General features: G+C 66.3%; 14 protein-coding genes. 5 read left to right on the top strand and 9 right to left on the bottom strand.

Going from position 1 to position 20,521, the window contains the following annotated elements:
* Positions 1-141 precede the first annotated feature (141 nt).
* A complete protein-coding gene (locus tag CJ014_RS10890; RefSeq protein WP_100080507.1) occupies positions 142-1,086 on the bottom strand; it encodes an ROK family protein in 945 nt (314 codons plus the stop codon).
* A gap of 241 nt (positions 1,087-1,327) precedes the next feature.
* On the opposite strand from CJ014_RS10890, the gene CJ014_RS10885 reads away from it, so the two are divergent.
* Positions 1,328-3,388 (top strand): methyl-accepting chemotaxis protein, encoded by a 2,061-nt coding sequence (locus CJ014_RS10885; RefSeq protein ID WP_100080506.1) that lies wholly within the window; start codon positions 1,328-1,330, stop codon positions 3,386-3,388.
* 159 nt (positions 3,389-3,547) lie between these two features.
* On the opposite strand, the gene CJ014_RS10880 is transcribed toward CJ014_RS10885, so the two are convergent.
* From CJ014_RS10880 to CJ014_RS10850, 7 genes are all read right to left on the bottom strand, one after another.
* Positions 3,548-4,768, bottom strand: coding sequence for an MFS transporter (locus CJ014_RS10880; protein WP_100080505.1), 1,221 nt, complete (start codon positions 4,766-4,768; stop codon positions 3,548-3,550).
* A gap of 121 nt (positions 4,769-4,889) precedes the next feature.
* A complete protein-coding gene (locus tag CJ014_RS10875; RefSeq protein WP_100080504.1) occupies positions 4,890-5,894 on the bottom strand; it encodes a putative bifunctional lysylphosphatidylglycerol flippase/synthetase in 1,005 nt (334 codons plus the stop codon).
* A 148-nt stretch (positions 5,895-6,042) separates the two neighbouring features.
* On the bottom strand, positions 6,043-8,238 hold the full coding sequence (locus tag CJ014_RS10870; RefSeq protein WP_165790817.1) for a mechanosensitive ion channel domain-containing protein: 2,196 nt from the start codon (positions 8,236-8,238) through the stop codon (positions 6,043-6,045).
* A gap of 83 nt (positions 8,239-8,321) precedes the next feature.
* Entirely contained in the window at positions 8,322-10,136 is a 1,815-nt protein-coding gene (locus CJ014_RS10865; protein ID WP_100080502.1) for an ABC-F family ATP-binding cassette domain-containing protein, read from the bottom strand.
* A 15-nt stretch (positions 10,137-10,151) separates the two neighbouring features.
* A complete protein-coding gene (gene pyrF, locus CJ014_RS10860) occupies positions 10,152-11,003 on the bottom strand; it encodes an orotidine-5'-phosphate decarboxylase (protein ID WP_100080501.1) in 852 nt (283 codons plus the stop codon).
* 300 nt (positions 11,004-11,303) lie between these two features.
* Positions 11,304-12,707 carry an aldehyde dehydrogenase family protein gene (locus CJ014_RS10855; RefSeq protein ID WP_100080500.1) on the bottom strand — a complete coding sequence of 468 codons (1,404 nt, stop codon included), beginning with the start codon at positions 12,705-12,707 and terminating at the stop codon, positions 11,304-11,306.
* 153 nt (positions 12,708-12,860) lie between these two features.
* The gene (locus CJ014_RS10850; protein ID WP_100080499.1) at positions 12,861-14,384 is read right to left on the bottom strand and encodes an amino acid permease; all 1,524 of its coding nucleotides are present in this window, start codon (positions 14,382-14,384) and stop codon (positions 12,861-12,863) included.
* Between the two features lie 222 nt (positions 14,385-14,606).
* Here CJ014_RS10850 and cobU point away from each other — a divergent pair, with 222 nt between their 5' ends.
* Both cobU and CJ014_RS10840 read left to right on the top strand, forming a co-directional pair.
* Positions 14,607-15,119 (top strand): bifunctional adenosylcobinamide kinase/adenosylcobinamide-phosphate guanylyltransferase, encoded by a 513-nt coding sequence (gene cobU, locus CJ014_RS10845; RefSeq protein WP_100080498.1) that lies wholly within the window; start codon positions 14,607-14,609, stop codon positions 15,117-15,119.
* A gap of 411 nt (positions 15,120-15,530) precedes the next feature.
* A complete protein-coding gene (locus tag CJ014_RS10840; RefSeq protein WP_245427256.1) occupies positions 15,531-16,367 on the top strand; it encodes a sugar transferase in 837 nt (278 codons plus the stop codon).
* A 93-nt stretch (positions 16,368-16,460) separates the two neighbouring features.
* Here CJ014_RS10840 and CJ014_RS10835 read toward each other — a convergent pair whose 3' ends face one another.
* A complete protein-coding gene (locus CJ014_RS10835; protein ID WP_100080496.1) occupies positions 16,461-17,066 on the bottom strand; it encodes a transglutaminase-like cysteine peptidase in 606 nt (201 codons plus the stop codon).
* Positions 17,067-17,499: 433 nt separating this feature from the next.
* On the opposite strand from CJ014_RS10835, the gene CJ014_RS10830 reads away from it, so the two are divergent.
* Positions 17,500-18,006, top strand: coding sequence for a hypothetical protein (locus CJ014_RS10830; RefSeq protein WP_100080495.1), 507 nt, complete (start codon positions 17,500-17,502; stop codon positions 18,004-18,006).
* Between the two features lie 297 nt (positions 18,007-18,303).
* The gene (locus CJ014_RS10825) at positions 18,304-20,460 is read left to right on the top strand and encodes a GumC family protein (RefSeq protein ID WP_100080494.1); all 2,157 of its coding nucleotides are present in this window, start codon (positions 18,304-18,306) and stop codon (positions 20,458-20,460) included.
* The last annotated feature ends 61 nt before the right edge of the window (positions 20,461-20,521 follow it).

Below are 20,521 nucleotides of genomic sequence, written 5' to 3'. Positions count from 1 at the left end.
TCCATCCTGCCCGAGGTCCTGCGCCTGCGCGCAGGATGACAATCTATATATTTGTTTTTATTATATAAACCTGTCATCCTGCGCGCAGGCGCAGGACCTCGGGCAGAATAAGGCAAGGGACGGATATAAGGCGCCCCTATCCTACTCCTTCCACAGGAAGGCCGCTCCCCGGACGCCCGAGCTGTCGCCGTGTCTGGCCTTGCGGATCGGCGTCGCCACGCTGTCGGAGAACGCCAGCCGGCCGTCGCCGGAGCCGTCCTCTCCGCCTTCCCAGAGATTGGTGCGGGCCGACAACAGCTTCGGCACGTCGTCATAGAGCTCGTCGACGTTGCTCATGCCGCCGCCCAGCACGAACACGTCCGGGTCGACGAGATCGATGATCAGCGCCAGCGACCGGGCGAGGCGATCGACGTAGCGGCCATAGACCGCCATGGCCACGGGATCGCCGGCCCGCTTCAGCCCGATCACCTCCGACGCCTTGCGGGCGACGCCGGTCGTCGTCCTGTAGTCGAGCTCGAAGCCGGTGCCCGAGCAGAACATCTCGAGGCAGCCGCGCCGGCCGCACCAGCATTTCGGACCGGGATACTCGCCCTCCTTCGGCCAGGGCAGCGAATAGTGGCCGATCTCGCCGGCCAACCCCTGGAAGCCGGCGTGGCTCTTCCCCTTGAGGGCGATGCCGCCGCCGTGGCCGGTGCCGAGGATGATGCCGACCACCACGTCGAGCCCGGCGCCGGCGCCATCGACCGCCTCGGAGACGGCGAGGCAGTTGCCGTCGTTGGCGAGCCGAACCGGCCGGCCGAGCGCCGCTTCGAGGTCGCGGCCGAGCGGCTTGCCGTTCAGCCAGAAGGCGTTGGAGTTGCGGATGAGGCCGGTGAGCGGATTGGGGCTGCCGGGCAGGCCGATGCCGACGCTGCCCGTCTCGCCGGTCGTCGCCTCGACATGGCCCACCAGATCGACCACCGCCCGGATCGAGGCGTCGTAATCCTGGCGCGGCGTCGGGATGCGGTGCCGGCAGAGTTCGCGGCCCTCCGCATCGAGGCCGATCACCTCCATCTTCGTTCCGCCCCAGTCGATCCCGATGTACATCATTCCTCTCCCGTAAGCCCGGCACATGTCCGGAACCGCCGGAGACACCTAGCCGCTTTCCGGCGGCGCGACAATTCGGACATCTCATGCGGGAGAGATTTGCCGGCCCCGCACCTCCTGATACTTGCCATTGGGAAAAATTTCAGGGCCACGCCTCGGAATCCGCCCCACCGTCATCAGCGGTTAACTTCTGCTGTCCCAGCATCGGCCCGCTTCAGAAATCACGTCGAGAACCACCGCCATGCGCCTCAGCGACCTGCCCCTCCGTACCAAGCTCATTGCCGGCACCGGCATCCTTTTCGCCGTCGCTCTCGGCGCCGTCACGATCCTCGGCACCACCATGATGATGGCAAGCGAGCGCACCGCCGCCGAGCGCCGCGCCGCCGATCTTCTCACCGGCTACACGCTGGAGGTCCGCAACAAGGTCGACAGCGCCTTCGCCCTGGCCACCACCACCGCCCGCGGCGTCGAGGGCATGGTCGCCGACGGCAAGGCCGACCGCGACCGCATCGGCGCCTTCATGGCCGCCGTCATCGGCGCCCATCCCGACCTCGTCGGCATGACGCTCGCCTTCGAGCCCGACGCCCTCGACGGCGCCGACCAGGCTTTCAAGACGCATCCCTACTCCGACGCCACCGGCCGCTTCGTGCCCTATTTCTACAACCAGCCCGACGGCACCGTCGCCGTCGAGAAGCTGGTGATGACCAAGGAGGCGGGCACCGAAGGCTGGTACGACCAGCCGCTGCGCGAAAATCGCGACCTGCTGACCGCTCCCTACATCTACCCGGTCAACGGCAAGGACGTGCTGATGTCGACGCTGTCGGTGGTGGTGCATCGCAGCGGCAAGCCGATCGGCATAGCCACCGCCGACCTGCCGCTCACCGACATCTCGGCCTTCGTCTCGTCGCTGAAGCCGTTCGACACCGGCTCCGTGCGGCTGATCGGCACCGGCGGCCTTTGGGTTGCCAACCCCGACGCGGCATTGATCGGCAAGAACGCCGACGACGACATCGCCAAGGCGGCCGCCGCCCTGCCGCCCGGCGGCAGCCAACTGGTGACCGTCGGCGGCGGCGCCACCTATCTTACCACCGCCAAGGTCGCCTTTCCCGGCGTCAAGGAAACCTGGACGCTGGTGGCCACCATCCCCGAAGCGACGCTGACGGCCGGAGCCCGCGACACCGGCGCCCTGATGGCCGCCGTGTCGGTGGCGGCCCTGCTGGTGGCGCTCGGCTTCGTCGGCTATCTCGCCCACACGCTGGCCAAGCCGATCGGCGACATGACCGGCCGCATGCAGGCGCTCGCCGCCGGCGACACCTCCGTCGCCGTCGAGGGCGCCGACCGTGCCGACGAGATCGGCGCCATGGCCCGCGCCATCAACGTGTTCCGCGATCACGCCATCGCCCGCCGCGAACTGGAGAACGACCAGGCGACGGAGGCGACGCGCCGCGACGCACGGCAGGCCGAAATCGACGCGCTGGTCGCCGGCTTCCGCGGGGAAGCGACGGCCACCATCGGCCGCGTCTCCATCGCCAGCCGCGATCTCGACGCCATCGCGCGGCAAATGGCCGCCTCGGCCGGCCAGAGCACCGAGCGGGCCGGCATCGCCCACGAGGCCGCCGGCCGGGCGTCCGGCAATGTCCAGACCGTCGCTTCGGCGGCCGAGGAACTGGCCGCCTCCATCGGCGAGATCTCGGCTCAGGTCGCCCGCACCTCGACGGTGATCGGCTCGGCGACCGAAGGCGCCCGCGTCAGCCACCAGAAGGTCGGCGAGCTCGCCAAGGCCGCCGCCAAGATCGGCGAAGTGGTGACGCTGATCCAGGCGGTGGCCGACCAGACCAATCTCCTGGCGCTCAACGCCACCATCGAGGCGGCACGCGCCGGCGAAGCCGGCAAGGGCTTCGCCGTCGTCGCCTCCGAGGTGAAGAACCTCGCCGGCCAGACCGCCAAGGCCACCGAGGAGATCTCCCACCAGATCGCCGCCATCCAGCAGGCCACCGGCGAGGCCGTGGAGGTGATCGCCGGCATCGCCAGCACCATGGAGGACGTCAACAGCCACGCCGCCACCATCGCCGCCGCCGTGGAGGAACAGGGCGCCGCCACCTCCGAGATCGGTTCCAGCGTCGACGCGGCGTCGCGCGAGACCCGCACGGTCGCCGACAACGTCGACAACCTCAACGCCGCCGTCGGCGAAACGCGCAACGCGGCGAACCGGGTGCTGGAGGCGGCCGCCACCGTCGACGCGGTGAAGGACGAGCTCGCCGGCGAGATCGAGCGTTTCCTGAAGGCGGTAGCGGCCGCCTGAAACGACATTGCTTGAAGCCGCGCCAAGCGGCTTTCGGTGCCGAACGGCACCGCGCGAAGCGGCATTTCGAGGCAAGAATCGCCTCGAAATGCGTCTAGCGGAGCGGAAAGCCTAAGGGCCGGAGGCCCGCCGGCGATTGAGGCCAACAAAATGGCCCGATCAACTTCCATCGAGCTTCTCGGCGCGGCGGAGGTCGGGGAAGATCGCCGACCACAGGCCGGCGACGAAAAGCGTGCCGGCGCCGCCGAACACCACCGCCGGCACGGTGCCGATCAAGGCCGCCATGCTGCCGGCGCGGAACTCGCCGAGTTCGTTGGAGGCGCCGACGAACACCATGTTGACGGCCGAGACGCGGCCGCGCAGTTCGTCGGGCGTGGCGAGCTGGATCAGCGTCTCGCGCACGTAGACCGAGATCATGTCGCCGGCGCCCATCAGCCCGAGGCAAAGGATGGACAGCCACGGCGTCACCGAGACGCCGAACACCACGGTGGCCAGCCCGAACACCGCAACGCCCAGGAACATCTTGACGCCGGCCATCGCCCGGATCGGAAAGCGCGCCAGGAAAGCCGCCACCAGGATGGCGCCGACGCCGGGCGCCGCCCGCATCATGCCGAGACCGGTCGGGCCGAGCACCAGGATGTCGGACGCATAGACCGGCATCAGCGCCACGGCGCCGCCGAGCAGCACCGCGAACAGGTCGAGCGAGATGGCGCCGAGCACGATGCGGTTGGAGAACACGTAGCGGAAGCCAGCCGACACCGCCTGCCACGCCGACTCCTTGCCCTGCCGGGCCACGATGATCGGCGGCAGCGCCAGCATCAGGCCGACGGCGGCGGCCAGCAGCACCACCGCCGTGCCGAAGGCGGCGAATTCGGATATGCCGTAGAGCAGGCCGCCGGCCACCGGTCCGCCGATCGCCGCCACCTGCCAGGACGACGATACCCAGCCGATGGCGTTGGCGAGCGCCGCCCTGGGCACCAGATTCGGCACCACCGACTGCATGGCCGGCCCCATGAAGGCGCGGGCGACGCCCAGCACCAGGAGGATGAGGTAGATCGGCGCCACGCTCGGCGACGCCGTCCAGGACAGCGCGAACAGCCAGACGGCCGCCGCTGCCTCCACAGTGAAACAAACGACGATGATGAAGCGCCGCGAGACGCGGTCGGCCACCGTGCCGGTAATCAGCACCAGGAGGAAGGCCGGCAGGAACTGCATCAGCCCGACATAGCCGAGCGCCATGGGATCGTGGGTGAGGTCGTAGACCTTCCAGCCGACGGCGACCACCACGATCTGGATGGCGAAGGTGGCGAACAGACGGGCCAGCCAGTAGAGAACATACGGCCGGTGGGCGAAGGCGTTCGTCGACGTCGGATGGCTCATATGGTCACTCGGGCGGACGCGGCTCACGGCCGGCGGGCGACGAGTAGTGATCCAGAACGGAGCGCCGAACAAGCCTTGCCCATGGCTCTATGGTTCGGTGCGCCGCACCGTTACTTCCGGCTCACACTTCCTCGCGGCGCGCCCGCCGCACGGCGAGCCGGTGGCGGCCTTCGAAGAAGGCCAGCAGCACCAGGGCGAAGATGAGCGGCACCACGAAATAGATGACGCGGAACAGGATCAGCGCGGCGGCGACGTCCGGACGGTGGGCGATACCGAGCCCGGTGACCACCGTCGCCTCGAACACGCCGACGCCGCCGGGCGTGTTGGCGGCCATGCCCGCCAGAAAGGCCAGCGAGTAGGTGACGAGATAGCGGGCGGTGTCGGGCACCGCGTCGGGCGGCAGCAGGACATACAGCGTGCCGCAGGCTGCAAGAAGATCGATCGCTCCGGCCAGCACCATCAGGAAGGCGGGCTTGGCCTTGGGCATGCGCACCACCATGCCGCTGACCCTGATCGCCCGGCGCTTCTTCGCCAGCCAGACGATGAAGCCGGTGAGCGCCACCAGAACGACGAGGCCGACCAGCCGGTCGATATAGTGGTGGGGAAACACCGGATACTGCGTCGTCGGCTCCAGCGTCAGCGCCAGCCCCAGCACGAACAGGATGCCGGACCACATGGTCAGCCAGCTCATGACGATCAGCCTGGCCACCACCGAGAAGCTGACGCCGACCATGGAATAGATGCGGTAACGGGCGCCGCCGCCCGACAGCAGCGGAAAGCCGAGAGTGTTGGCGAACACGTTGGCGATGAGGCCGCCGAACACCGCCCGCGTCAGGCTGATGGAACTGGTGTAGTTGAGCGCATGCAGCGCCAGCAGGTCGTAGGTGGCGAGCGCCGCGAGGCCGCAAAAGGTAAAGGCGAAAGCCAGCGCGAAACGGTGGGCCGGCAGCGCCACCAGCGCGGCATGGATGTCGGCCAGCGACATCTTGGTCGCCATGTCCCACAGCACCCAGACCGCACCAGCGATCAACACCACGGCAATGGCTGGGCCGACCCACTTCAGCACGCGCGCTATACGTCCCGGCGGCGCTCCCGCGCTGGTGTCGTCGTCGGTGGGATCGCTCAAATCCTGTCGTCTCCATCCGGGAAGGGCCGGTCGGGCGCGCGGCCCCGCGCCTCTGGCCTTTCATTTAGAACGCCGGCCGTCAAACGCAAATGTCTTTTTCGGCAAGAGCGTAACCACGGCCTTGCAGATCGGCGATATCGCCCGCCGGTCAGGGGAAGGAGAATTGGATGCCGCGCTCGTCGAACACCTGCTTGACCAGCTCGTTGTAGAGCCGCCCGGTCGCTCCCTGCTCGCCGGGCAGCGTCTTGATCCGCACCTTCACCGCCACGCCGGCCGCGGAGAAGGAAACGAGACCCTGCATTTCCAACGGCTCCAGGATGACGGCGCCGCGCGGTCCGTCCATCAGCCGGTCGAACGCCTCCCGCATGGCGGATTTCGCCACCTCCAGATCGGTGGCATAGGAGACGCTGATCGTCGACGAGGCGAAGGCGAAGCCCCGCATGGCGTTCGACACGCTGGTCACCGACGAGAAGGGGATGATGTGGTAGACGCCGTCGCCGTCGCGGATGCCGACCGACCGGATGGTCAGCCGGTCCACGGTGCCGGTGAGGCCGGCGACGGTGACCGTGTCGCCCTCGTTCATGGCATTCTCGAACTGGATGAAGGCGCCGGTGATGATGTCCTGCACCAGCTTCTGCGAGCCGAAGCCGACGGCGAGGCCGACGACGCCGGCGCCGGCGATCAGCGGGGCGATGTCGACGCCGAGCTGGCTGAGCGTCAGCATGGCGGCGATGATGATCAGCACGATCGAGAAGGCGTTGCGGAACAGCGACAGCAGCGTGCGCGTGCGGGCATTCGTGATGCGGCCGAGCGACGGGTTGAGACGGTATTCCACCCAGCTCGAAGCGGCGAGCCAGATGCCGCCGGCGATGAGCACGATGATCGCCGCCGACAGGATGCGGCCGACCGCGTCGGTGCCGCCGTCGGACTGGAACCAGGCGATCAGGTCGACGACGCCCCAGCTCTGCAGCACCACGGCCACCACCACCACCACCAGCACGATGCGCACGGCGCGGAAGATCATCGGCACCATCATGTTGAGCCGCGCTTCCAAGAGGGGCAGCGTCTTCTTGACGTCGGCCGGCAGGCGGACGCCGCCGGAGATGGCGTGGGAAATCAGGCCGTCGGCGAGGCCGCCGAGGGCGATGGCCAGCACCGTCTCGACCGTCGCCCAGGCCATGTAGTCGACGGCGTCGAACGGCCGGCTCACCCAGAGCACGAAGGCCACCGCGAGATAGACGATGACGACGATGTGCCAGCTATGGGCGAGCAGCGCCAGCGCCGTGCGCGGCACCGAGCTCTTCACCGGCTCGATCAGCCGGTAGAGGCCGGCCCTCACCTCGTCGCGCTTCAGCGTCACCAGCACCGTGGCGCCCACCAGCGTGATCAGCACCACGGCGAGGCGGAAGCCGATGCCGACCGAAAAGCCGATCGCCTGGTTGACCAGGGGATGGGCGACCAGCACGCCGTAGCCGAGAAAGCCGATCAGGCGGCTGAGCCAGAGATACCAGAAGCGCGCCGTCGCCGGATCGAGATCGAATACCTTGAGGGCCGGCCGGCGATACTGGAGGACGGCGGCAAGGCAGCTCTTCAGGAATTCGATCACCACGAAGGCGTCGATGAACAGGCTCTGCATCAGGTCGATGCGACCGCCACCCGAGGCGGCGATGGCATAGGCCGAGGTGACGAACCAGGCGAGGCCGATCACCGCCCAGTCGATGAAGAGCGCAAGGCCGCTCCACAGGATGCGTCGCGTCCACGGCTTGTCCCCGGCGGCCCTCTCGACCGCGCCGAGCGGCCAGCGGGCGATAAAGCGGGCGATCGTCAGCGTCGCGAAGGCGAAGACCACCAGGATCACCAGCGACACGCCCTGCTCGCGCACCCCCTCCCAGTTGATGGCGGCGCTGCCGTCGACGAGGCGCGTCAGGTTGCCGAGGCCGCGGCCGATCTTCAGCACCACGTCGACCACCTGCCGCGACAGGTCCTGCGTCACCGATCCGATCTCGCGGGCCAGCGGCACCACCGGGGTGGCCGGCTCGGCAGCCGTCGCGTCGGCGGGCGGGGCCGCCTCGCCGCCATTGGCGGTCGCCTCGCCCGTCGTGGCCGGCTGGGCCAGCCGTTCCAGTTCGCCGATCAGCGCCGCCCGTGCGGTATCATCCTTCAGGATGTCGGCCAGCGCCTTCGCCGCCTCCGGCGAGGTGACGGGAGCGGCCTCCGGCGCCGCCGGCTGGGTCGGCACGACGATCTTCGGCGTCGGAATGGCGGGGGCCGGAGCCGTCTGCGCCTCGGCCATGACCGGCAGGACAAGGGTGAAAAGAAGGACGAGAAAGCGGAGGACGGGCATGGTTCGCATCATCATCGACCGAATTAGCCTCCTGTCTTGCCTAAAAGGTGGCGGTGCGCAAGCCGGCACACGGCAACGCCCCGTCAGCCCTCCAGTTCCTCGCGCAGCATCTCGAGACGCAGCCATTCCTCCTCGGCGGCGGCCAGCGCCGCCTCGCTGGTGGCGAGCTTCTCGGTGGTCGCCGCGAACAGGCTGGGATCGCGGCCGTAGAGGCCGGGATCGTCGAGCACGGCATGCAGGCGCCTCGCCTCATCGGCAAGCTCGTCGATCCGGCCCGGCAGCGTCTCGAGGGCGTGCTTGTCCTTGAAGCTGAGCTTGGAACGGGCCTTCGGCGGCGCGACGGCGGCGGACGCGGCGTCCTTTTTCGGCGCGGCGGCGGACTTCTCGGTCTTTCTCGCCTCGACGCCCCTGCCCCGCTGGGCCAGCATGTCGGTATAGCCGCCGGCATATTCGAGCCAGCGGCCGTCGCCCTCGCTCATCACCACCGAAGCGACGACGCGGTCGAGAAAGTCGCGGTCATGGCTGATGACGATGACCGTGCCCCGATAGTCGCCGAGCATTTCTTCGAGGAGATCGAGCGTCTCGAGGTCGAGGTCGTTGGTCGGCTCGTCGAGCACCAGCATGTTGGACGGCTTGGCCAGCGCCCGCGCCAGCATCACCCGGCCGCGCTCGCCGCCCGACAGCGCGCTGAGCGGCGTCCGCGCCTGCTCGGGCGAGAACAGGAAGTCCTTCATGTAGCCGACGACGTGGCGCTTCTCCTCGCCGATCACCACCCAGTCGCCCTTGCCCTCGGTGAGCGCGTCGGCCAGCGTCGTCTCCGGATCGAGGCTGTCGCGCTTCTGCTCCAGCGTCTGCATGTCGAGCGACAGGCCGAGCTTGACGCTGCCGCTGTCCGGTTCGAGATCGCCGGTCAAGAGCCTCAGCAGCGTCGTCTTGCCGGCGCCGTTGGGACCGACGATGCCGATGCGGTCGCCGCGCGCCACCCGGATCGAGAAGTCCCTGACGATCGGCCGGTCGCCGAACGACTTGGAGATCGATTTCGCCTCGATCACCAGCTTCGACGACGCCTCGGCCTCGGCGGCGGCCATCTTGACGTTGCCCAGCGAGCCGCGATGCTCGCGCTTCTCTTTCCTAAGATCGGCCAGAAGGTCGACGCGGCGGACGTTGCGCTTGCGGCGCGCCGTGACGCCGTAGCGCATCCAGTGTTCCTCGGCCTCGATCTTGCGGTCGAGCTTGACGAGTTCCCGCTCTTCCTCTTCCAGCACTTGGTCGCGCCAGGCCTCGAAATGCGAAAACCCCCGATCGAGCGTACGCGTCACGCCCCGGTCGAGCCAGACGGTGGTGCGCGACAGGTTCTCCAGGAAGCGGCGGTCGTGCGAGATCAGCACCAGCGCCGACTTCATGCCCTTCAGCTCGCCTTCCAGCCATTCGATGGCCGGCAGGTCGAGGTGGTTGGTCGGCTCGTCGAGCAGCAGGATGTCCGGCTCGGGCGCCAGCACGTGGGCCAGCGCCGCCCGCCGCGTCTCGCCGCCGGACAGCGACGCCGTCGGCTCGTTGCCGGTCATGCCGAGCTCGTTGAGCAGGTAGAGCGCCCGGTAATGGTCGTCGCCGGGCGTGAGCCCCGATTCGACATAGTCGAGCGTCGTCCTGAAGGCCGTGAGATCCGGCTCCTGCGGCAGGTAGCGCACCGTCTTGCCCGGCTGGACAAAGCGCTCGCCGTCGTCGGCCTCGACGAGGCCGGCGGCGATCTTCAAGAGCGTCGACTTGCCCGAGCCGTTGCGGCCGACCAGCGTGATGCGGTCGCCCTCGCCGACCGTCAGGTCGGCGCCGGTCAAGAGCGGCGTCGCGCCGAAGGTGAGACGGATATTCCTGAGGAACAGAACCGGGGGAGAAGCCATCCGCTATCGTCTCCGTCAGCCGCGCAGCGCGAAGGCGTCTTCGGCGAGGCGCTCGACGGTCTCGCGCAAGGCCTTCCTCGACGGACCGGCCGCCGCCACCTGCCGCGAGACGTTGGGCAGCGTCCGCTTGGCCGCCGCCCGGCCGAAGCGCGACCTGAGGTCGGCCATGGTGGCGCCCTGCGCGCCGATGCCGGGGGCGAGGATCAGCGACGTCGGCAGCCGTTCGAGCACCTCGTCGGCGTCGTCGAGCGTCGCGCCGACCACCGCCCCGCAGGGACCGTTGCCCGTTTTGCCGAGCGCGCCCTGATTGAAGGCGGTGAGGTCGTCGGCCAGCGCGTCGGCCACCGTGCGCTCATCGGCCTGCCGGGCGGTCTGTAGCAGGATGCCGTCGGGATTCGACGAGCGCACCACGACGAACAGGCCGGCGCCGTGCTCGGCGGCGCGCTTGACCACCGGCTTCAGCGATCCCGAGCCCATGTAGGCACCGAGGGTGATGGCATCGACCGGCGTTCCCGCGTCGTCGCCGATCCAGGCGCCGGCGTAGGCCTCGATGGTATGGCCGATGTCCATCCGCTTGATGTCGGCGATGACCAGCGCATCGGCCGAGCGGGCGTGGCCGATCACCTCGGCCGCCGATTTGAGGCCCTGCCAGCCGAAGCGCTCGAAAAAGGCGATCTGCGGCTTGAAGACACCGACGAGATCGCCCACCGCCTCGACCATTTCGAGGCCGAACACCCGCACGCCCTCGGCGTTGTAGGGCAGATCCCACGCCTTCAGCACCTCCGGCGCCGGATCGATGCCGACGGTGAGCGGCGAGCGGCGGTCGGCGATCGCCTCGAAGCGGTCGGCGAAAGGAATGACGGGCATGGCGGATCTCCGGGAAACGAGCTCGGTAGGCGATATAACGCATCGTGCGGAAAAGTGGGAACCGGTTTTCCGCGAAAGCGATGCGACAAGGCAATAACCGAGAGCGACACCTTGCGTTCGACAGAACGCACGGCGCTCTCGGCGGCATTGCCGGCCGGAGAAAGCCTCGATCGCCGGAATTCGGGGCTGCCGCCCCGATCCCCGTGTGGGAAGCGCAGCCTCCCACACCCTCCAGCTTTTTGAAAAGAGAACGGGAGGTCCGGAGGCTGTGCCTCCGGGCAGGTCCGGGCGGCAGCCCGGCTACACCGGCGCCTGCCGCACGTACCAGCTCTTCGGCCGCGTCAGGCCGTGGAAGCCGAGCGGCGACAGCGCCGCCCCGCGACCGGTATCCTTGACGCCGGTCCAGGTGAGCGCCGGGTCGAGATAGTCGCAGCGGTTGACGAAGACGGTGCCGGTTTCGAGGTCGCGGCCGATCGCCTCGGCGGCATCGAGATCCTCGGTCCACAGCGAGCAGGTCAGCCCGTATTTCGAATCGTTCATCAGGGCCAGCGCCTCGGCGTCATCACGCACCTTCATGATGCCGACGGCCGGGCCGAAGGTCTCCTCGGTCATGAAGGCCATCTGGTGATTGACCGAGGTCAGCACCTGCGGCGCGATATAGGGCGTACCGTCCCGATCGGCCGGGAACAGCTTCGGGTCGATATGGGCGACGGCGCCGCCCCGCAGCGCCGCGGCGATCTGCGCGCGCACCGTCGCCGCGCCGCGGGCGCGCGCCATCGGCCCCAAGGTGACCGAGGGATCGGTGGGATTGCCGAGCACGTATTTCCTGGTCAGATCGACGAGGCCGACCAGGAAATCGTCGTAGACCTTCTCATGAACGTAGACGCGCTCGATGCCGCAGCAGCACTGTCCCGAATTGAAGAAAGCGCCGTCGGCGACGTTCTCGATGGCGAAATCGAGCCTGGCATCGGGCCGGACGTAGGCCGGGTCCTTGCCGCCGAGCTCCAGGTTGACGGCGATGAAGGTGCCGGCCGCCGCCCGTTCCATCGCCGCGCCGCCGGCCACCGAGCCGGTGAAGGCCACCATGTCGGCCTTGCGGCCGGCGATCGCCGCCGCCGTCTGGTCGTGGCTGAGCACGATGTGCTGGAACACGCCCTCCGGCAGGCCGGCGGCGTCGAAGGCGTCCTGGAAACGCTCGGCCACCAGGAGCGTCTGGTCGGAATGCTTCAGCACCACCGTGTTGCCGGCCATCAGCGCCGGCATCACCGAGTTGACGGTGGTGAGATAGGGATAGTTCCAGGGCGCCACCACGAAGACGACGCCGAGCGGTTCGCGGCTGATAGTGCGGTGGGCGCCGTGGTCGCCGAACTCGAGGCCGCTGTCGAGCGGCTGGAGGCTGGCCGAGGCGATCTCAGCCATATGGCGGGTGCGCTGCTCGACGCCGTTGAGCTCGAACGGCGTGTAGCGGATCGGCCGGCCCATCTGCCAGGTCAGTTCCTCGGCGATGCGCGGCCGCATGGCCAGCAGCGCGTCGAGCGCCTTGAGGCAATAGTCGACGCGGGTTTCGAGCGGCAGCTTCGCCCAGGGCTTCTGGGCATCGCGGGCGAGACGGAACACGCGGTTCATCTCCGCTTCGGCGGCAATCCGGCGTTCGGCATAGACCGAGCCGTCGACGGGCGAAACGAGCGTCATGACGTCGGACACGATGGGTGCTCCATTCGCTCTCTGGGGCGCCGACCAGCAGACACCCAAGTCTTCATCTCTGCATGCCGGCGCCCTGCAATCAAGAGACAGACGCAACATGAAAAACGGGGCGCCAGTGGAGGCGCCCCGTGCTGTTCGCGTGGAAAAGACGGCTCACTCCGCCGGAGCGGGCTCCTCCGAGCCGGGTTCGGTACCGCCAGCGTGGGCGATGGCGAACTCTTCCTCCGGCGACAGGATCAGCTTGTGACGGCCGACGAGCGCGAAATAGGCGATCGCCACCGCGAACCATACGGCCACCCACAGCACGCCCTTGGAGAAGTTCGGATCCTGCACCTGATAATAGAGCGTGACCACCGCGATGACGATGGTCAGCGCCGCGCCGGGAATGCCGAGCGGGCTCCTGTAGGGACGTTCGATATCCGGCTGGTTGACCCTGAGCAGGATGAAGGAGATCGCCTGCATGATGTAGGAGAACATGGCGCCGAACACCGCCATGTTGAGCAGCACCGAGCCGATCGCCGCGCCGCCTTCGGCCGCGCCGAGCGCAAACCAGATGACCAGCATCACCAGTAGCCCGGCGATGGAGCCGGTGATCATGGCGACGTGCGGCGTCCGGTATTTGGCGTGGGTCAGTGACAGCGCCGTCGGGAAATAGCCGGCGCGCGACAGCGAATAGACCTGCCGCCCTTGCGCATAGAGGATGGTGTGGAAGGAGGCGATCAGGCCGGTCAGCGCCACGATGCCGAGCAGCACCACGCCGCCGTCGCCGTAGACGGCGCGGAAGCCGTCGAGCAGCGGCTCGAGCGAGGACCCCAGGTGGAAGGCGCCGACGCCGGCGACCGACGGGTTGAGCAGCACGATCATGAAGGCGGAAAGGATCAGCGTCGAGATGCCGAGAATGATGCCCTTGGGCATGTCACGCTTGGGATCGACCGATTCCTCGGCGGCCAGCGGCAGCTGCTCGATGGCGAGGAACAGCCAGACGGCGAACGGCAGCGTGGCGAGCACGCCAGAGAAGCCGAACGGGAACCACGCGCCGCCGCCCTCCGGCAGCTCGATCGCCGTGCCGTCGGGACCGGCGCCGATGTTCAGCGCCCAACGCGAGAAGTCCATGTTGGGAATGGCGCTCACCCAGAAGAACACCAGGACGGCCAGCGACAGCACGGTCACCACCAGCGTCACCTTGAACGACAGTTCGAGGCCGAACACGTTGAGACCGAGGAAGATCGCATAGAAAACGATCCAGACGAGCGGCGAATAGGCAGCGTCGAGGCCGAGAATGGAGTTTACGTAGGCGGTGATGAAGGTGACGATCACCGCCGGCGTGATGACATATTCGACGTTTTCGCAGAGGCCGGTGACGAAGCCGCCCCACGGGCCCATGGCCGTGCGGGCGAAGGAATAGGCGGCGCCGGTATGCGGCAGCGCCGGGCTCATCTCGGCGATCGAGAAGGTGAGACCGAGGTACATGACGGCGATGATGGCGCCGGCGGCCAGCATGCCGCCCCAGCCGCCGGTGGCAAATCCGAAGTTCCAGCCGGAAAAATGGCCGGAAATCACCGCGCCGACGCCCAGCGCCCACAGCGACCAGATGCCGGCGTAGCGCGATAGATGCCGCTGCTCGAAATAGCTGGCGTCGGCTTTCTTGTAGCTGACGCTTCCTTCGGAGGTGGACATTGCGTTCCCCTTTTCATCTTTATGAGCTTCCCACGCGACGCGATTCGAGATCGACTTCCGTTCCCGCCGAAGCGGTCCCTGTGAACGGTGGGGCGTTGAAGCTGCAGCGTGCTTTGCAAGGATCATGCTACTTTCGGCCAATAGTCCGGCGGCGGCGGCTTGCGCAAGGGCCGTCCGGCCGCTAGCCGGTGACGCGACGGTTACTGCGGGGGGAATAAAGCCATGGCACCGATCATCTTCGTTCTGGGCGGCGCCCGCTCCGGCAAGAGCCGCTTCGCCGAGGAGCGGACACGCCGCTTTGCGGCGCAGGAGAACGTCTATATCGCCACCGCCGAGTGCCGCGACGCGGAGATGGAAAGCCGCATCGCCCTCCACCGTGCCCGGCGCGGCGCCGATTGGCGCACGGTCGAAGCGCCATACCGGCTCGCCGAGACGCTTTCCGCCGAAGCGCGCGGCGACCGGGCCATGCTTGTCGATTGCCTGACGCTGTGGCTCACCAATCACCTCCTCGCCGACGCCGACCTCGACGCCGAGGGCGATCATCTCGCCGCGGCGCTTGCCGCGGCCGATGGACCGGTGGTGCTGGTATCGAACGAAGTGGGGCTGTCCATCGTCCCCGAAAACGCCCTGGCCCGCCGTTTCCGTGACGAAGCCGGCCGCCTCAACCAGAAGATCGCCGCCATCGCCGACGAGGCGTGGTTCATTGCCGCCGGCCTGCCGCTCCGGCTGAAATGACCCGCCAAGACGTCATGCAAGACGCAGGAGGGTCCGCCGGAAACGGACGCTCCACCGTCAGGCCCGGAATCCGGGTTTGAATCGGGCAGGTGTGATATAAGTTTAATCAAAATTAACTATGGAGAGGATGCGAAGGCCGGACGCGCCTTGTGCGATTCTGGCACGAAATCGGCGGGCCGCGCATGGCATGGCGATTGCTATTTGGCGATTGGCGGCTGGCAGGCGAAGCCGAGCATTGCATTGAGCGCATGGGCTTTCCGCTTTTTCCGACGGCCTGTCGGCTTGCGGAACTAGGGGAAATCCACTAGTTTGGTAAACGTTTCGTTATCCCGAAGTGATGGTTGCGGCGGTTTTCGCCCTGCTGGCTTCGGTGGAATTGCCGGATTTTGATTTTTATTTTCGGGGGATGTAATGCGTCTTACAGATCTTACCCATGATTTTTCGAAGGGCGGCGCAGAAAGTTCGTCCGGATTGCATGATCTCGCGCTGGCCGAAGGCGGATCTTCCGGGCGTTATGGGGCATCCCACACCGCCCGCATAATGCCGGCGTCGACCTTTTCGCCGGCACAGTCGGTGGCGGTCGCCACCTTCGACGGAGCCGTTATCGACGACGGGCAGTCGGAAGCCGGGGTCAACTGGCGCCCGGCCCATCTCGTGGCCAAAAGGCTGGTCGATATCGTCGGCGCGGCCTTTGGTCTCCTCCTGCTGTCGCCACTGCTCATCGCCGTTGCCGCCATCATCAAGCTGACCAGCGTCGGGCCGGTATTCTTCCGTCAGGAGCGGACGGGACTGGACAACAAGTCGTTCCAGATCCTCAAGTTCCGTTCGATGTACACCGACCGTTGCGATCTCTCGGGTGTGGCGCAAACGGTCGCCGACGATCCGTGCGTCACGCCGATCGGCCGCATCATCCGCAAAACCAACATCGACGAGCTGCCGCAGCTCATCAACGTCTTGCTGGGCGACATGTCGCTGGTCGGGCCCCGCCCGCACGTCCCGGGCATGCTGGCCGCCGGCGTTCGCTACGAAGAGCTCGTCCTGGGCTACGAACGCCGCCACGCCATGCGCCCCGGCATCACCGGACTTGCTCAGGCCAACGGTCTTCGCGGACCAACCATCGAGGTCGAGCCGTCGGTCATGCGGGTGGCCTGCGACATCGAATACATCCGCAACTTCTCGATCTGGCTGGATATCCGCATCCTTTTCCGCACCCTGATCAACGAAGTCCTGCGCGGCAAGGGCTTCTGATCGGCAGCCCATCCGATGGAAAAACAAAACGCCCTCCTGTCCGGGAGGGCGTTTTGCGTTGCGTTCCCTTGGGGAGAGGCCCACCGGCCCGGCTCAAAGATTAACCCAGATACGCGGATTGTCCGGCGACTGCATGGAGACGAACCGATAGCCGGTGCTGTTCCACGGCTTGACGATCTGGTTGAGGTTATCGAGCACAAAGTCACCGCGATCAGTGCGCACCATCAATACGGCATGCGGTTCGCCGCGTCCGGTAACCACCGTCGTCATCAGCAACGCCGAGCTCGGGAAGCCCTTGCGCAGCAGGGCCGCCCGCTTGGTCAGCGCGTAATCCTCGCAATCGCCGGACGATCCGCCGATCTGCCAGACGTCGGTCAGGCCGGTTTCCGCCTGCGGGCGCATCGCCCCGTTGACCTCCCGGTTGACGCGATCGAGCAGAGCCAGCGTATCCACCGTCAGCTTGACGTTGCCAGCCGCTGTTCCGACATTCCGGGCGCGCTGGACTTTGCAGGCGGAGGGTATGACCGAGCACATCACATAAAAGCCGGTCGGACCGACCGTATTGCCTTTTGTGTTGACGCGGCCGGCCGTGGGCAGATCCAGACTCTGCTTGGGAACATTCAGAAAGCCGGCCGACGCCGCCTGGGGAAGCACGGCGGCGGCAGCGAGGACAATCAGCAAGCGGACCAACTTGTTCATGGCGGTAAACTCCCGTCGAACTTTATGTGGACCGAGTACACCAGATTTTCTTTGAGATTAGGTTAGGCGAACTGACCAATGAATTCACAGCGCAAAGCGTTCGAATTGAAGCAAATGTGGTTCAAATTCTGGTCATTGTCGGATATCTTCCATTAACCGGAACTCGAAACGGAAGAGGTTGCGGCGAATGGGTAAGGTCGCCTTTCAAGCGGCGGCTCGACGTCATCGACGGGCATTTCAATTGCCGAATACGGCTTTTCCCGAGCGATCCGGCCGGAATCCGTTGCAAATTGACCATATGCTTGAAAATTCGTTTAAATCGAGAATCAACCCTTGCGTACCGACAACTACTTAATGTAAATTATTGGAAAATGCGGCGACAGGTTGGGCCGAAAGCTCCGGTTTTATGCAAACTCGATAGGAGACAATAAATATGAAGAGATTTTTCCTCTCTGCGTCGTTGAGCGCCGCATTGGCTCTTTCCGCCATGACGGGCGCCTCGGCCGCCGTCAATGCCAGCGCGGCGAATTCACTGATCAGCTCGCTTTCGTCCCTGCCCGCATCGGCCGCGCGAAACAACCTGATCGCTGAAATTCAGAGCCTGCCTGGCGCTTGCTCGGGAGCGAGCTCGAACGCCTGCATCATTGCTCTGGAAAACCTTGTGGCGGCGGCCCAGGCATTGGGCCTCTCCGGCCCGCTGGCCGCGGATGTCGCTTCGCTCGCACGGGATACGGCGGCGAACACGCCGGGCGTGACGACTAACCCGAACTATATTACGCTTGCCAGCAGCGTCGACGCTCTTTCGCCGACGGCTCCGACTGGCGCGACGGGCACGCCGGCTGGCGGCGCTCCCGCCGGCGGTTCGCCGGGCGGTGGCGGTGGTAGCTTTGGTTCGGCCCAGATCGTCGACCCCAGTGCCAGCGCCGGTGCCGGTGGCTGATATATAGCGTATTGCCCAAAAAGGGTCGTGGTCTTGAATCGAGACCACGACCTTTGTTTTGCGTTGTTTCTCGTTTGATCGCGACGACGGCAATCGTGCGTGCTGTGGTCCTCGACCTGACTGCCGAATGGTAGCAATTGCCTTCAGGATTTCGGCGCGAATATAGTTAACCAAATATCTCTTTTTTCGAGATTTCTTCATCCCGCAGCACATTTTGGGCCGCTTGTCCGCTTGGTTGGCGGCACGATTTCGGTCATAGTGATAGCGTCGAAGGAAGTTCAAGGAAGTTTTCTTCAAATGGATTCATCCGAGTTCGATGTTCGCAACGCAATTGGTCTCGTCCGTCGCCAGATTTGGCTCATTGTCTCAACCGTTCTGATTATCGTCGGCCTGGCCGCCGTCTACGTCTTTCTCCAAACGCCGACCTACACCGCCTCGACATTGATCCTGGTCGATCCCCGGCAGAAAAACGCGCTGGACCCGGAAAGCCAGATGTCGCTTCTGCCCACCGACAACGCGCGGGTCGAAAGCGAAGTCGAGATTCTGAAGTCTCCGTCGACCCAGATCCAGGCGATTTCCCGCCTTGGGCTCATCAAGGATCCGGAATTCGGCGTGAAGCTCAGCACCGTCGACCGGCTGATGGTTTTCCTCAAGATCAAGACGATGGAGAACCTGCTGGCCGATACCGACGCCCAGTTGCGCGCGGTGCTGGCGCGCTTTTCCGACAACGTCTCCATCGCCCGCCGCGGCCTGACCTATGTGATCAGCGTCTCCGCCACTTCGGCCGATCCGGCCAAGGCGGCGCTGATCGCCAACACCCTTTCCAGCACCTACATCGATGCTCAGGTCGACGCCAAGATCTCCAATGCCCTGAGCGTGCGCGATGCGCTCAACCGCCGCCTCGCCCAGGCATCGACGACCATCAACGAAAACGAAAACCGCATCGACGCCTTCGTCAACGAGAATATCGAAAAAGTCTCCAACGAAAGCACCCGGGCCGACATCACGACGATGCGCGCCAACCTCGAGGCGCTCAAGGCCGAGAGCGTTTCGGCCCAGTCGTTGCAGACGAGCGTCGCCTCGCTGGCGGCCAACAAGGATTGGGATGGCATCGCCGCCCAACTGAGATCCGACACCATCACCCAGATCAAGGCCGAGCGCGACAAGGTCCTGGCCGATATCGGCAGCGCTGCCGCGGGATCGGCGCGAGAAAGCAACCTGCGCGCCAGCCTCGCCCAGATCGACCAGCGCCTCACCGATCAGGTCAACGTCGAGCTCGGCACGCTTTCCGACCACGTCAAGACGGCGCAGCAGGAACAGGATCGGTTGCGCGCCTCCATCCGCGACACCGTGCTGTCCAGCAACCTGTCCAACGACGTCATGGTCAAGATCTACGAGCTCCAGCAGGAGTCGACGGTCGCCAAGACGCTCTACCAGGATCTGCTGCAGCGCCTGCGCGGCGTCGAGACCCAGGCCGACCTGCAGCTCGCCGACAGCCGCGTCGTCTCTTCGGCCCTGCCTCCGGACGCGCCAAGCGCCCCGAAGACCAAGCTAATTCTGACGCTCGCCATCGTCGCCGGCCTTGGCCTCGGCCTCGGCCTCGCCTTCCTCAACGAGAACTTCATCGGCGGCTTCACCTCGGACCAGCAGTTCGAGGCGGTGCTCGGCGTGCCGGTCATCTCGTCCATCCCGCTGCTGTCGCGGGCCGGGCGCTCGATCACCGAGCGGGCGCAAGTGGCGAGCGAGCTGCTCGACCACCCCTTGACCGCCTACAGCGAGTCGATCCGGCGCATCCGTCTCGGCCTCGAGAACATCCTGAAGCGCAAGCTGCAGGACAAGAACCGGGAAGGCGGCCTCATCATCATGGTCGGCTCGGCCATTCCCGGCGAGGGCAAGACGACCACAGCCATCGCCATCGCCCGCGCCTTCGCCATGTCGGGCAAGCGCGTGCTGCTCGTCGATTGCGACCTCCGCCGGCCGTCGATCGCCCCGTCGCTTGGGCTGACGCCGGAAAGCGGCCTCGCCGACTATCTGACCCTGTCGCTCGATTCCCAGTCGATCCGCCAGTTCGTCACCAAGGACAAGGTGCCGGGCCTCGACATGATCGTCGGCAAGAACAGCCACAGAACGTCGACCGACAGCCTCATCGAAACCGCTCAGTTCAATCTGCTGATGGAACTCGCCAAGGAGCGTTTCGAGATCATCGTGCTGGATACGCCGCCGATCCTGCCGGTCGTCGACGCGCAATATCTTGCCACCCGCGCCGACATCGTCACGCTGGTCGTCCACTGGGCGTCCACCTCGCAGCGCGATGTCCGCGCGGCGATCAACGACCTGCGCACCACCGCCGGTGACGACCTGCCGATCGCCGCCGTGTTGTCCAAGGCCGAACTCGGCGTCGGCTCCTATCGGAACAAGTACAACAGCTACTATTACTACGCGCCGGAAAGCTGATATCCGGCGCCCCGGTCGGGATGGCGACTTGCAAGTCCGCCATGACGAAAGCCGGCATCCC

Origin of the sequence: Pleomorphomonas carboxyditropha, from assembly GCF_002770725.1 — a bacterium.
Lineage (GTDB): Bacteria > Pseudomonadota > Alphaproteobacteria > Rhizobiales > Pleomorphomonadaceae > Pleomorphomonas > Pleomorphomonas carboxyditropha.
This window is presented reverse-complemented; position numbering and strand designations above follow the sequence as displayed.